The organism is Flavobacterium sp. KMS, assembly GCF_000813005.1.
Taxonomy (GTDB): domain Bacteria; phylum Bacteroidota; class Bacteroidia; order Flavobacteriales; family Flavobacteriaceae; genus Flavobacterium.
Map to the genome: position 1 here is coordinate 77,889 of NZ_JSYP01000021.1, position 14,308 is coordinate 92,196.

The 14,308-nt window shown below is 30.9% G+C and carries 11 protein-coding genes and 1 pseudogene; 10 read left to right on the forward strand and 2 right to left on the reverse strand.

Annotated elements, in window-relative coordinates; translation table 11 throughout:
* Positions 1–14: 14 nt before the first annotated feature.
* The 5 genes from OA93_RS18975 (at position 15) to OA93_RS18995 (ending at position 3,843) form a co-directional block, all read left to right on the forward strand.
* A complete protein-coding gene (locus tag OA93_RS18975; protein WP_039115362.1) occupies positions 15–617 on the forward strand; it encodes a DUF1684 domain-containing protein in 603 nt (200 codons plus the stop codon).
* Complete coding sequence (locus OA93_RS18980; protein ID WP_039115364.1) at positions 617–1,279, forward strand: TatD family hydrolase; 663 nt, start codon at positions 617–619, stop codon at positions 1,277–1,279. Before OA93_RS18975 ends, OA93_RS18980 begins: the two co-directional genes overlap by 1 nt.
* 34 nt (positions 1,280–1,313) lie before the next feature.
* Entirely contained in the window at positions 1,314–2,027 is a 714-nt protein-coding gene (locus OA93_RS18985) for a tRNA threonylcarbamoyladenosine dehydratase (RefSeq protein ID WP_039115365.1), read from the forward strand.
* A 240-nt stretch (positions 2,028–2,267) separates the two neighbouring features.
* Positions 2,268–2,936, forward strand: a complete 669-nt coding sequence (locus OA93_RS18990) for an HAD family hydrolase (protein WP_039115367.1) — start codon at positions 2,268–2,270, stop codon at positions 2,934–2,936.
* Between the two features lie 61 nt (positions 2,937–2,997).
* The gene (locus tag OA93_RS18995; protein ID WP_039115369.1) at positions 2,998–3,843 is read left to right on the forward strand and encodes a DUF2911 domain-containing protein; all 846 of its coding nucleotides are present in this window, start codon (positions 2,998–3,000) and stop codon (positions 3,841–3,843) included.
* Positions 3,844–3,923: 80 nt separating this feature from the next.
* On the opposite strand, the gene OA93_RS19000 is transcribed toward OA93_RS18995, so the two are convergent.
* Both OA93_RS19000 and OA93_RS19005 read right to left on the reverse strand, forming a co-directional pair.
* Positions 3,924–4,289, reverse strand: coding sequence for a hypothetical protein (locus OA93_RS19000; protein ID WP_131474510.1), 366 nt, complete (start codon positions 4,287–4,289; stop codon positions 3,924–3,926).
* A gap of 257 nt (positions 4,290–4,546) precedes the next feature.
* Positions 4,547–4,873, reverse strand: coding sequence for a hypothetical protein (locus OA93_RS19005; RefSeq protein ID WP_039115373.1), 327 nt, complete (start codon positions 4,871–4,873; stop codon positions 4,547–4,549).
* Between the two features lie 280 nt (positions 4,874–5,153).
* On the opposite strand from OA93_RS19005, the gene OA93_RS19010 reads away from it, so the two are divergent.
* The 5 genes and pseudogenes from OA93_RS19010 to OA93_RS19030 form a co-directional block, all read left to right on the forward strand.
* A complete protein-coding gene (locus OA93_RS19010) occupies positions 5,154–5,660 on the forward strand; it encodes an OmpH family outer membrane protein (RefSeq protein ID WP_039115377.1) in 507 nt (168 codons plus the stop codon).
* Positions 5,644–6,246 (forward strand): hypothetical protein, encoded by a 603-nt coding sequence (locus OA93_RS19015; protein WP_039115378.1) that lies wholly within the window; start codon positions 5,644–5,646, stop codon positions 6,244–6,246. Before OA93_RS19010 ends, OA93_RS19015 begins: the two co-directional genes overlap by 17 nt.
* Positions 6,243–11,888, forward strand: coding sequence for a hypothetical protein (locus OA93_RS19020; protein WP_039115380.1), 5,646 nt, complete (start codon positions 6,243–6,245; stop codon positions 11,886–11,888). The genes OA93_RS19015 and OA93_RS19020 overlap by 4 nt, the downstream gene beginning before the upstream one ends.
* An 11-nt stretch (positions 11,889–11,899) precedes the next feature.
* Positions 11,900–13,783, forward strand: a complete 1,884-nt coding sequence (locus tag OA93_RS24250) for an immunoglobulin domain-containing protein (protein ID WP_052259528.1) — start codon at positions 11,900–11,902, stop codon at positions 13,781–13,783.
* Positions 13,784–13,857: 74 nt separating this feature from the next.
* Positions 13,858–14,308: pseudogene (locus tag OA93_RS19030) on the forward strand (hypothetical protein); the annotation flags it as partial.

The following is a 14,308-nucleotide window of genomic DNA, read 5'->3' on the forward strand; positions in this document are numbered from 1 at the left end:
CTAAAATTTATACGATGAAAAACCTAATTCTATTTTTGACGCTTTTGGCTTTAAATTTTGGTATTGCCCAAGAAAAATTTGATCGTGCTGCTGCCGAAAATTTCCAAAAGACAATTAATGGAGAATATGCAGATGCAAAGACGAGTCCGTTATTGCCAGAAGATTTAAAAACATTCCAGACATTAGATTTTTATCCAATAAATGAAAAATATGCTGTTGTGGCTAAATTTGTGAAAGCCAAGAAAGAAAAGCCTTTTGAGATGAAAACTTCTACAGCCAGAAAGCCAATGTATATAAAATACGGAACCATATATTTTACCATTGATGGAGTAGACTTACAATTAAATGTATATCGCAACATCGACCTTTCTAAAAAAGATGAATATAAAGATTATTTATTCCTTCCATTCTCGGATTTAACCTCTGGGAAAGAAACTTATATAGGAGGAAGATATATTGATTTAAAAATTCCAAAAGGAAAAACAATTGTAATCGATTTTAATCAGGCATATAACCCGTATTGCGCTTATAACCATAAGTATTCTTGCCCGATTGTACCTTTAGAAAATGATTTGAACGTGGCGATTGAAGCAGGCGTTAAAAAGTTTCATGATTAATGCATTTTTTTAATTTCCATACACATAAATCAGCAAATCATCCAGATGTTCTGGATTTAGTAAATCAATACCCTAATGAATTTGATGCAACTATTCCGTTTTATTCTATCGGGATTCATCCTTGGTATATTATAGAGGAAAGAATTGAGGCTGAACTGGAAATTATAGATAAAAAACTGGCTGCAGCAAATTGTCTTGCCGTTGGCGAATGTGGTTTGGATAAACGTACAGAAGTTTCGTTTGAATTACAGAAATCAGTTTTTGAAAAACAATTACTTCTAGCCGAAAAGCATCAAAAACCAGTCGTGATTCATTGCGTAGCAGCGTTTCAGGAAGTAATTGCTTTAAAGAAAAAACTAGGAATTACTGTTCCTATGATTATTCATGGGTTTTCTAAGAATCAGCAAGTAGCCAAGCAACTTCTGGATAATGGATTTTATATTTCTTTTGGAAAATATCTAATCAAGAACCCTGATTTGGAAGCGGTTTTTAAAAGTATTCCCAATAATCGATTTTTTTTAGAAACGGATACAATCGAAGAAATGATAGAAATAGTGTATGCTTTGGCAGCAAAATATAAAAACATAACAATTGAAGAATTACAGCAGCAAATATCAAGTAATTTTGCAACTGTTTTTAATAAACAAAAATTGGATTTTTAAACTTCAATAACATTAAACTTTAAACAAAAAATATATGGCAGAGTGGACGGAAAGAGCCGAATTATTATTTAAAAAAGAAGGATTAGATAATCTTAAAAATTCACACGTTCTTGTAGTAGGATTAGGAGGAGTAGGGTCTTTTGCAGCAGAGTTTTTGGCAAGAGCAGGAGTAGGAACAATGACAATTGTAGATGGAGATGTAGTTGATATTACAAATATAAACAGACAATTACCAGCATTACATTCGACAGTTGGGCAACCTAAAGTTACAATTGTTGGGGATCGCTTGATGGATATTAACCCAGAATTAAAATTAATACGTGTTCAGGAGTTTCTTTCGCCAGAGCGCGCTTTTGAGATAGTTACTGAGGAGTTTGATTATGTTTTGGATTGTATCGATAGTGTTACTCCAAAACTAAATTTGATTATTGCTGCCAAACGCAAACGTGTAAAAATTATTAGTAGCATGGGAGCAGGTGGAAAGATGGAAGCTGCAAAAGTGAAAGTAACAGATATTAGCAATACTGTAAATTGCTATTTTGCAAAAACTATCCGCAGAAGATTAAAAGAAGCCAAAATTGATAAATTGAAAGTAGTTTTTTCTTCAGAAATTCAGGATGAATCAAGTTTAAAAATGACGGACGGATCTAATTTTAAAAAATCATTTTATGGTACAAATAGTTATATGCCAGGATTATTTGGTTTATACGCAGCCGAAACCGTGATTCGTTATTTGCTCAAGAAGTAGTTTTGTTGTAAGATGCAAGATGCAAGATTTATTGGAAGTATCCATTAGATTGTATAAACTCATTTATTCTTTTAAATCTCTGCGACGTAAAGAATAGTGAATAGTCTATATTATAGTAAATGCTCTAAATAAATAATATTTCCACAATATAAAAAAACTATGCGCCTTTGTTACTTAGTGCCTCAGAACCTTAGAAAAAAACCTTTGAACCTTTGCAGCTTAGAACCTTAAAAAGAAAAAATGATAAAAACAGTAATTTTTGATATGGACGGTGTAATTGTAGATACAGAACCCGTACATTATTATGCCTATCACAAACAATTTGAGGAATTAAATATCGATGTAACCGATGAGGTTTATGCTTCGTTTACAGGATTTTCGACTCGAAATACATTTCAGAAACTAAAAGAGACTTTTGTGATAGAGCAAGAGGTGGAAGATTTGATTCAGAGAAAAAGAACTATTTTTAATGATGCTTTCGATACCAAAGAAGATTTATACTTGCTAGATGGTGTTGAGGATTTAATTAAAGATTTATATGCCAATGGGATGCAATTGATTCTGGCTTCATCTGCTTCTAAAGTTACTATTGAGCGTGTTTTTACTCGTTTTAATTTGTATCAATATTTTACTGACATTGTAAGTGGGGAAGATTTTCCTCAATCGAAGCCTAATCCAGCTATTTTTCTGCATGCAGCATCATTATCAAAAGCACCGAAAGAAAATTGTATTATTATCGAAGACAGTACAAATGGAGTAAAAGCTGCAAAAGGAGCAGGGATATATTGTGTGGGATATAATAGCGAGCATTCTAAAATGCAAGATTTATCTGATGCTGATATAATTATCAACCATTTTGATGAATTAAACTTTGAAAAAATAGTAAAAATTAAGTCCACCATTAGGTAATTATTAACAATTAAAACTAATTGAATTCGTAATTTTGAGGAAACAAAAAAACTATATATAAATGAAAAAAATACTTATTGCCCTAGCAATTGTTATTGCTCCATTTGTTGCCGAAGCACAAATGAAAACACCTCAATCGAGTCCTAAAGCTGTTGTAAACCAAATTGTTGGTCTGACAGATGTAGAAGTGGTTTACTCTAGACCTGGTGCTAGAGGTAGAGCAGTATTTGGTAATTTGGTGCCGTTTGGTAAATTATGGAGAACGGGTGCTAACGAAAATACAGTAATATCATTTAGTGATGATGTTGTAATTGACGGTAAAACATTGAAAAAAGGTAAATATGCTATTTATACTATTCCAAAAATTGAAAGCTGGGATGTTATTTTTTACTCAAAAACGGATAACTGGGGATTACCAGAAAACTGGAATGAAGCTGATGTAGCTTTAAAAACTACTGTAAAAGAAGAGGCTTTAAACAAAGCTGTTGAAACGTTTACTATCGGAATCAATAATTTAGATCCTAATTCTGGAACTATCGATATTGCATGGGAGAATTCTTCTGTATCAGTAAAATTTGAAGTTCCTACAGATAAAATTGCTTCAGAAAGTATCAAAAGAGTATTGGCTGGACCAACATCAAATGATTATTTTAACGCTGCACAATACTTTTTTCAAACTAAAGGAGGCGATATCGCTAAAGCAAGAGAATATGTTGACAAAGCATTAGAGTTAAGCGCTGATAAACCATTCTATTTTTACAGACTTAAATCATTAATCCAAGCGAAACAAGGAGACAAAAAAGGAGCTGTTGAAACTGCTAAAGTTTCACTTGCTGCTGCTGAAGCTGCTAAAAATCAGGATTACGTAAAAATGAATAAAGACAGTATTTCTGAGTGGAGTAAATAATAATTTATTCTATCTTAATTTAAAAATCCCATTTCGGAAATATTCGAAATGGGATTTTTGTTTTGAGTGGTTAGATGCGTTTATTTATATAAAAGTTCTTGAGGATATTCTTCTATTAAATCACGTAAAATGTAATCATAATAAGCCTTTGAGTATTTAGGATTTTTCGCTTTCATGCTATCTATTTCCTGTAATGTTTTATCTCTGCCATTAAGATATAGTTTCATGATAAAATATTGTGTATACAGTAAGGAATCGTTAGGAGTACTTGTAATTTTATTTTGTATTAAATCGATATTTTTATAAATATACTTTTTCGAAAGTTCCATATCTTTCTGATTGTTTAAAGACTTAATTAAATTACTGGTAATTTCTTTTTGATATTTATCGAGTATAGTATCCTCTTGTAATAATTTTTCTAATTCATCATATTTTTTCATGTACATTAATAGGGGTAAGACTAACTCTTTGTTGTCGTTGGTAATACCTTCTTCCTTATAAATTGTATTCTCATTTAATGATTTATAACTCTTTTCGAGAAACTTTTGATTCTTTGTTTTATAATATTCAGTTAAATACTGATTTGCTATTTTAAGGAATTAGTATCGTTTAAATTATCTTTTTTATTGCACGATACTAGTATTACACAGCTTATTAAATAGATTAAATTTTTCATAGTTTATTTGTTAGTCTAAATAAATTTTTAGTCTATTTGATACTTACTTCTTTTTCTTTTTAGAATAAAAAAAAGTAATAAGGTGATAATTAAAGCGGTTAAAAATACATAAAATCTAAGATTGGTACTAGTTGTTCCTCCTTCATTATCCCATGGCGCACCTAATGTAATTATAGTAAGAATTGCTTCTACAAGACCAATGAATATTCTACCCAATATCCCATTTATTCCTTCGCCACAATCTTTGCAAACAGAAAAGCCATAAATAAATCCCGTTAATGGAAACGAAAATATAATACCTACAATTACAGAAATAAAGAGTAGTTTTCTTTCTGATGTTGTCTTTTTTTCCATCGATTAATTATTGTTCGAGTTACTTAATGGTTATGACTTATTAATGTAATGTGTTTGCTACGAAGTTAGGAGAGTTCATAGAGTAATCAAAATAATTATTTAATTATATGACAAATAGGCTTCTATTTTTTCGTGTGTTTTTGATTTAAAACGCTTTAAATTGTAATATTACAAGGTATATTCTTAATATATTAACTTAATATTAACAAAATAAAACCTATGTTTAAGTTGGTTTACTAAATTAATAAGTTAGTTTTACAAAAAATTAACAAGTTTTAACGTGGTAAAAAATAAATTTAAATTATTGATAGCGGTTAATTTCTTACTATTAATAGTATTGATAGTTGCTCTAATTTTTGTAAGCTTAAAATTAAATACAAAAATTGTAGCTGTTAACAGTAGTATATTGTTTGATAATTTCATTATGACTAGAGAATTAAAGAGAGTAGGAGAAAAAGAATTTCAGACTCGTAAAGTTCAAATCGATTCTTTGTACTCTTTATTACAGTCTCAATCAATTTCAGAGAACAAAAGACAAATTTTATTGAAACAATTCATTTCGGATAAAGAAGAGCTAGTACAATTTAATCAAAGCTTTGCAATAAATGAATCTTCAAAAATTTGGTCAAGAATACATACTTATACTGAAGAGTTCTCAAAAGAAAATAGATACCAATTAATAATAGGTTCCGAAAATAAAACCCCTGTTTTATATACTGATGAAACAATTGATGTAACTCAAGATTTACTTAAATATATAAACAAAAGATATGAAGGGCTCAAATAAGTTGTTTTATCTTCTTTTGTTTTTAATGTTTATTTCTTGTAAAAAGGAAATAAACAATACTACAAAACAGTCAGAAATTAGAGACCGTTATTTCAATCTTGAAAGAATAGGATGGAAATCTCGTGTACATATTCAAACTGTCGATGATATAGCGTTTGCAGCAACAGAAGTTCCAATTCAATATTATTTATTGAAAGTCCTAGGGAAAGAAAATGTAGAAGTAGTCGATTCGCTGTATGAAGAAAATAAAAGAGAACGTGTTCTTGAATTTACATTTCAGCAAAATGAAGAGAAAGATTTACTTACAAAAGACTTCACAGGAATGGACTATACAGATGCCGTTAAATATATGTCTTTCGGTCTCGAGAAAGATTTTTATGTAGTTACATCAAAGAAAGATACTATTGTTTGTTCTGGGGTAACTTTTGAACGCAATTATAAAATAGCTCCTTATCAAAGGGTTTTATTGTTTTTTTCAGGAATTGACCCTAATGAGAAAATTCAATTAGTTTACAACGATTACCTTTTTAGAAAAGGAATATTAAAATTTATGTTTAAAGATCCCAATACTCAAATAGCGTTATGATTAAGCAGATTAAAAAAAATAGATTAAAAAAAACTATTGCTATTTATTTAGCTATGATGATTCTTTTAGAAACTTTTCAACCTATGCAAATGTACGCATTGACTGGAGGCCCATCACAACCAGAATTTGAATCTTTTACCCCAATTGGAACCTCAGATATGGTGGATTTAGCGAGTGGTGATTTCAATTATAACATTCCGATAATGGATGTTGGGGGGTATCCTTTAAACCTTGCTTACAATTCGGGTGTTACTATGGATCAGGAAGCTTCTTGGGTAGGATTGGGATGGGATTTAAATGTTGGTCAAATTTCGAGACAATTACGAGGATTACCAGATGACTTTAATGGTGATGAGATGACTTATGAAAACAATATGAGACCTAATGTAACAGTTGGAGCAAATGTTAATGTCTTTTTTGCTGCCTTTGGAGTTAAAGAAGCAAAATTGAACGCTGGTATGGGAGTTAAATATAATAACTATGATGGATTTGGAGCTTCTGCAAATGGAGGTTTGAGTTTTCAGATAGCCGATAATTTAAGAGTTGGTATGGATTTGGAATCATCTGCATCAGAAGGAGTATCCATAGCTCCAAGTATTTCATTTTCTAAAAAAATAGGTGAAGCAGATTCTGGTAATATTGATCTGGGAGCTAATGCTGGTGTAAGTTATAATAGTAGGAAAGGGATAGAAAGTACAACAATGTCTTTTATGGCTTCAAAAGAAATCAAGAATGAAAAGATAAATCGAATAATGATAAATGAAATAGGGAAAAGCTTTTCAGGTTCTCTTTCTGTTATAGATGCTTCCTATACTCCAACTAAGCGTGTAGGAATGGTTTCTTCAAACTATATGTTTAGTTTAAACATTCAGGGAGAATTTTGGGGTGCCGAACCTGGTTCTAAATTTTCAGGATACCGTATAAGTCAAGGGGTAAAAGAGTCTGAAAAGTATAAAACGGAAAAGGCTTATGGTTTTGAAAATAGTTATAATGCAGGCAAATCAGATATTTTAGATTTTAACAGGGAGAAAGACCGAACATTCAACAAAAACACAACCTCTTTACCTTTAACTAATAATACCTATGATTTATATAGTGTACAGGGACAGGGAGTTGGAGGGATGTATCGTCCTTACAAATCACAAGTTGGTTATGTTTATGATAAGGAAATTCATGATGAAAGTAGTGGAGGTTCTTTAGGAGGTGAAATAGGGGCTGGTGGAGGATTCCATGTGGGGTTTGATGCTACAGTGACTATTGGAAAAAGCAGTAGCTCTTTGTGGGAAAATTTAAATCCAGCATTAGGAAGATTCAGAGAGAAAAAAATTGGAAACAGGCCTGATTATGAGAAAGTATTTTTTAAGAATATTGGAGGGACTCAGGTTGATAAAGAACTAGATTTATTTGATAATAAACTAGGAGGCTATGATGCTATAAAATTAGATTTAAATGGTGGTAAATTTTCGAGAAGTACCAGTTTAAACTATTTTAAAAATAGTGGAGTGATTACTAATACAGGAACTATTAAAAGAGAGTCATCTCGTTTATCCAGAAATCAGTCTATTCAAAATATTACTAAAGCAGAATTAAAAAAATATAGTCCAAAAAATAAGGCTAGCGAATTTGCCAAAGATCATCATACTGCCGAGGTAAGAATCACAAAAGAAGGAGGGGAGCGATATATTTATGGTAGAGCTGTATATAATACAATAAAGAAAGAAGCCACATTTGATCTAAGCGAGAAAGATAATCCTAATAGAAGAGTTAGTTTTATAAATGGATTGGTGACTTATACTCCTGATGTTGATAATTCATCTAGAAATTCCAAGGATGGAGATCAATATTTTAATAGAGTCACTACGCCTGCATATGCTCATTCTTATTTATTGACTTCAGTTCTATCATCAGATTATCAAGATTTAGAAAATGATGGCCCTACGGATGATGATTTAGGTACTTATACCAAATTTGAATACGAAAATAAAACTCCTAATAAAGCAAGTCTTTATAAGTGGAGAGTTCCTTTTAAAGCGAATCAAGCAAATTATGATGAAGGTTTACGATCAAGTAAAAAAGATAATAGAGGAAATTATCAATATGGAGAAAAAGAATTACTTTATATAAAGAAAATAGTAACAAAAACTCATATTGCTATTTTTAATCTTTCACCACGAAATGATGGATATGGTGTTAAGGATGAAAACGGTGGTCGTGGAGATGATTCTAAAATGTACAAATTAGATAAAATTTCTTTGTATTCGAAACCAGAATACCTACTACATGGAGAAAAGGCCACTCCTATAAAAGAGGCAAATTTCGAATACAACTATAGCTTATGTCAAAATATTGATAATAGCATAAATAATGGAGGAAAATTAACATTAAGTAAAGTGTATTTTACTTATAAAAAATCAAACATGGGAAAATTTACACCTTATGTTTTTGATTATGCTCCTAAAGTTCTAGTAGACACACCAAGCTACCAGATTGAAAATGATTTAATTAATAATCCTCCTTATAATATGAAGGCGTATGATGTATGGGGGAATTATAAACCTGTCAATGATAAATTAGGTCCAGAAACTACATCTAAATTATCTAACCCTGAATATCCGTTTGTAGAACAAAGCAATAGAGAAATCGTAAATGAATATGCAAGTGTATGGTTATTAAAAACTATTAGATTGCCTTCTGGTGGTTTAATGGAATTAAATTATGAAGCAGATGATTATGGATATGTACAAGATAAGGATGCAATGCAGATGTTCAAAGTCGTTGGAAGTGGTACAAAATCTGGGCTAACTACTGCTAATATTGATTCTCCTGACAAAATGCAGCAGAGAAATTTAGGAGAATATATATATGTAGCATTAGATCATAAAATAGATGAAAAATTATCAATTAATGATTCGCAAATTCCAAAGATTTTTTATGATAGGTATATAAAAACGATTGGAGATGATAGTAATCCATTATATTTTAGATTTTTATTAAATATGAATCCTAATCCTTCATCGGTAATAGATGGAAGCGAAAAATATGATTTTGTCACTGGATATCTTAATATAGATAAAGATTCGAAATCTGATTTTGGATTTTTAGAAACAAATGGAAAACAATATGTCGCCATACCAATTAGGTATGTTGGAAAAGGAGATGGATTTGATCCTAATAAAAAAGAGGTAAACCCAATTATAAAAGCAGGTTGGAATTTTGGCAGACATAATCTAAACAGACTTGTTTATAGTATGCACAACGAAGAGGACACTAATAATTTAAAAGGTGTTGTTATGGAACTTATAGGATGGATGCCAACACTTTTAGATATTTTTAAAAGCCCAAATACTAAATTAGAAAAAACTGGTATTGCAAGTAAATTTATTAGTAATAAATCCTGGATTAGATTATTACAACCTGATGGAAGAAAAATAGGGGGGGGCAGTAGAGTTAAGGATATTCAAATTCATGATCAATGGGATGTGATGACTAATAATACTAAAACTAGTGGTTATCAGCAATCTTACGGACAAAAATATATTTATGAAACGGAAAACGGAAAGTCTTCTGGAGTAGCTACTTATGAGCCTTTAGGATGTAAAGAAAATCCATTTGTAAAACCTTCTTATGATCAAAAGAGAAGAGAATTATTATTAGGTCCGGATGTTGATAATTATGTTGAAGAACCTTTTGGAGAATCTTTCTTTCCTGCACCAAAGGTTACTTATAGTAGAGTTACAGTAACTAATTTACCAAGAAATAAATATAATGATAAAAAAGAAGTAACAGCAACCGTAAAAAAGCATGCAACAGGATCTGTAGTTACTGAATTTTATACATCTAAAGATTTTCCAACTATTGTTGATCGTACAACCTTATCTTCTAATTATGATACTTCTACAGCATTATCTAATATACTTAATTTAAATGTTAGAGATCATATTACATTATCGCAAGGATATGCTGTACATACTAATGATATGGATGGTAAAATGAAAAATCAGCGCATATATGGTGAAGGTCAAAAAGATTATATTTCGGGTGTTGATTATAAATATAATTTAACTACAAAAAGTAATACTAAAAATCAAGGTAGACTTGATAATTTTGTAAAAACTATTGATTCAAAAGGAGTTATATCTTCTAAATTGGTTGGTGTTGATTATGATGTAGTCAATGATTTTAGAGAAAGTAAAACAACAAGTTCTACTGGAGGAATCCATTTAAATGTGGCAACCTTACCATTTACATTTATTGTAATAGTAATCCCAACGCCAATACCAAGTTATTCTAAACATGAAAGTCAAATTAGGACTGCAGTAACTACAAAGGTTATCCATAGTAGTGGTATTCTTTCAGAAAAAGTTGCCTATGATTTAGGATCAAAAGTATCAACCAAGAATTTAGCGTGGGATGCAGAAACGGGAGATGTTTTATTGACCCAAACCGTAAATGAGTACAATGACAACTATTTTAATTTTAATTTCCCTGCTTATTGGAGTTATGTTGGTATGAGTCAAGCTGCCAAAAATGTAGGATTGGAATGGGAAATAAATAAAACAGGAAACAATCAATACCAATTTGTTGGAGAACATAAAGAATCAGATTATTTAATGGATGGAGACGAAGTGTGGATTAATGTAATTACTTCGGATAATCGTACCAAAATACCCAAGAGGGCTTGGGTTGTAAAAGTAAACACAGCTAATTTTCAACTTATTGATGAAAGGGGAATATTAATTAAAGCAGATGTTATAAATACTGGTAAAATAAAAGTAATTCGTTCCGGATATCGAAACATGCAAATGGTATCTATGGCAAGTGTAACTTCTATGACAAATCCATTATATAATTATGATAGTAATAATAATGTAACTACAATAAAAGGGAACATAGGAGAGAATCCTTATATGTCGGCTACATCAAATAATAGGATTGTTAATGCTTCTGCGGTGGAGTATAATAATATATGGCCGTCTCAATGTGAATGTAATTTACCTAAAATGACTTTTACAGATAGTGGAGTATTGAAATTCGAATACGAAAATACCAACAGTAATATCGAAGAGGAAGATATTATTAAAATATCATATAATCCATATCTACATAATGTTTTAGGTAATTGGAGAGCCAATAAATCATTCGCTTATTTAACTGGGAGAAATTATACTATTGACCCTACTCCTCGTAAGACAGGTTTCTTTACCGATTTTTACCCTTTTTATGTGTTTACTACCAAAAATAATAGTTGGGAAAAAACAACAGGAACAAATTATGACAGATGGACATTTGCATCAGAGGTTACCCAGTACAATCCTGCGGGTCAAGAGATAGAAAATAAAGATGCTTTAAAACGTTATTCATCAGCTTTATATGGGTATAATAATCGTTTTCCTGTAGCTGTGGCTTCAAATACTAAATACAGTGAGTTAGCTTCTGATGGATTTGAGGATTATAATTTCTCAGATTGCGGTGCAGCTTCGCACTTTGATTTTCAGGGACAATTAAAAACCAATGATGTTAGCATATCTGATAAACAATCACATACTGGTAAAAAAAGTTTAAAAATTGCTCCAAATAAAAAGACAATTATAAAAAAGCAGGTTGTTACATGTATTACTGCTGATGCTGCTAATAAAAAATAATTAAGACTATCATGAAATCAACCTATACATTAGTTTTTAGCATTATAAGTTTTCTTATTACAACGACTATTTTTTCTCAGGATTTTACTGATCAGGAAATAGATTTTGATGTAGAACAAGCTACAATCCGATTAAAGCAGAGGGGGCTTAATGATCCTGAAGAGATTAATCGAGAGATAAAAATCATGCAACAGATGCACGTTGCAGAGTATCAATCAATTAAAAGAAATGAGGAAGAGGTTTTACAAAATATAAATCTTCTGCAAAATTCGAAAAGAGAACTACTAAAAGCTACTGAAGCAACAGATATTTCGTCCTCAGAAAAAGACGCACTACTAGCACTATACAATAGTACCAATGGAGCAAACTGGAAGAATAAACAAGGCTGGGATTTTAATAAACCGGTTACTTCTTGGGATGGGGTTACAGGGTGGTATGGACTTTCTGTGACTAATGGGCATCTGACTTATTTAAATTTAGAAAATAACAACTTAAATGGATCTCTACCCGCAGAAATAGAAGAATTAAAATACTTAACCTATTTTAATGTAAATGTTAATAAAGTTACGGGTAATATACCTCCTGAGATAGGACAACTGGAAAACTTGCAGATTTTATATTTGAATCAAAACGAATTTACGGGTACTATCCCTTTAGAGATAATGCAGCTTAAACAACTACAAGTTTTAGATTTAAGAGCTAATAAACTTACTGGAGAAATTCCAGTATCGATAAAGGAACTTACTAAATTAAAAACTTTAAATCTTGGTTCCAATCAATTAACGGGGACTATTCCATCAGGAATAGGGCAACTTGAGAATTTAGAAATGTTAGCTTTAAGTAACAATCAACTTACTGGTGGTATAATTCCAGAAATAGTAAAACTTTCAAAACTTTACCTCTTATTTTTACACAACAATCAATTGACAGGATCTATACCCATAGGAATTGGTCAACTAGAATATTTGAGGGAAATCTATCTGTACAATAATGAATTGAGTGGAACAATCCCAAAAGAAATTGGGCAATTAAAAAACTTAACCGTTTTTTCAGTAAACTATAATAAATTTAGTGGAGAGATTCCCAAAGAACTTGGTAATCTAAAAAAGTTAAAAACATTATATTTATCTGTAAATCAATTAACAGGTCTTGTTCCTCCAGCAATATATGAGTTATTATTGCTTGAGGCTTTACATCTTGGAGAAAATCAGCTGACAGGTACAATTCCATTGGATATAAACAAAATGACCAATTTAAGCTTCCTGGCTTTCAATAATAATAAATTTACAGGAATTATTCCACCGGCAATAGGGCAGTTAACAAAACTTAATTCCCTCTTTTTGCATGGTAACCAGTTTTCAGGTTCTATTCCTTCTGAAATAAGTCAGTTAACCAATCTTTCTTCTGCTTTTAATTTATCATATAATCTATTAGAAGGACCTATTCCTAATCTGGACAAAATTGGATTGTCAGCAAATTTTGGTTTACATGGTAATAAATTTAGGTTTATCGACTTAATGTCCCAGTATCCTGTTCTTAATAGCAGAACGAAGTTTACTTATAATACTCAAAAATTAGTAGACACACCAAAAACAATCAACGGTGATATTGGAAGAAGTATAACAATGACAATGTATGAGGATAATAGGTATTTACCTGAAGAAACTTTTCAATGGTATAAGAATGGAAAAATAATTCCTGGCGCTACTTCAAGGCTATATGTGATATCAAATATAACATCGCCTGATGCGGGAACTTACTATTGCGAAGCAAGACATCCAATCCTTTCAAATTATAAAAATACTATAGATTATTTAGTTTTAAAGAGAGATACAATAACCTTAATCACCGGGCCCTGTAAACCAGTAGTAGGTGTTATTAAAATTAATAAATAGTTACTAGTATTATGTAATTAAAATATAATTAACAATAATAATAATGTTAATTATATTTGTAAAATAAGATAAATATGGCAATAAATTTTAAAATAAAAAAATACTGGATATTCACTATTTATATACTACTAAGTTCGCTGTCTTCTTTTGCACAAGAGCTAAGTGATAGAGAAATAGGTTTTGATGTAGAGCAAATTACTGCCCAATTAAAACAAAGAGGCGTGAATGAACCAGAAGACCTTAATCGAGAGATAAAAATCATGCGAGATATGCATGTTATAGAATATCAATCAATTAAAAGAAATGAGGAAGAGGTTTTACAAAATATAAATCTTCTGCAAAATTCGAAAAGAGGACTACTAAAAGCTACTGAAGCAACAGATATTTCGTCCTCAGAAAAAGACGCACTACTAGCACTATACAATAGTACCAATGGAGCAAACTGGAAGAATAAACAAGGCTGGGATTTTAATAAACCGGTTACTTCTTGGGATGGGGTTACAGGGTGGTATGGACTTTCTGTGA

What these genes read in the sequence shown, in the direction of transcription:
- OA93_RS18975 (WP_039115362.1), top strand. Translation starts at nt 15, where the DNA reads ATGAAAAACCTAATTCTATTTTTGACGCTTTTGGCTTTAAATTTTGGT.
- OA93_RS18980 (WP_039115364.1), top strand. Translation starts at nt 617, where the DNA reads ATGCATTTTTTTAATTTCCATACACATAAATCAGCAAATCATCCAGAT.
- OA93_RS18985 (WP_039115365.1), top strand. Translation starts at nt 1,314, where the DNA reads ATGGCAGAGTGGACGGAAAGAGCCGAATTATTATTTAAAAAAGAAGGA.
- OA93_RS18990 (WP_039115367.1), top strand. Translation starts at nt 2,268, where the DNA reads ATGATAAAAACAGTAATTTTTGATATGGACGGTGTAATTGTAGATACA.
- OA93_RS18995 (WP_039115369.1), top strand. Translation starts at nt 2,998, where the DNA reads ATGAAAAAAATACTTATTGCCCTAGCAATTGTTATTGCTCCATTTGTT.
- OA93_RS19000 (WP_131474510.1), bottom strand. Translation starts at nt 4,289, where the DNA reads ATGTACATGAAAAAATATGATGAATTAGAAAAATTATTACAAGAGGAT.
- OA93_RS19005 (WP_039115373.1), bottom strand. Translation starts at nt 4,873, where the DNA reads ATGGAAAAAAAGACAACATCAGAAAGAAAACTACTCTTTATTTCTGTA.
- OA93_RS19015 (WP_039115378.1), top strand. Translation starts at nt 5,644, where the DNA reads ATGAAGGGCTCAAATAAGTTGTTTTATCTTCTTTTGTTTTTAATGTTT.
- OA93_RS19020 (WP_039115380.1), top strand. Translation starts at nt 6,243, where the DNA reads ATGATTAAGCAGATTAAAAAAAATAGATTAAAAAAAACTATTGCTATT.
- OA93_RS24250 (WP_052259528.1), top strand. Translation starts at nt 11,900, where the DNA reads ATGAAATCAACCTATACATTAGTTTTTAGCATTATAAGTTTTCTTATT.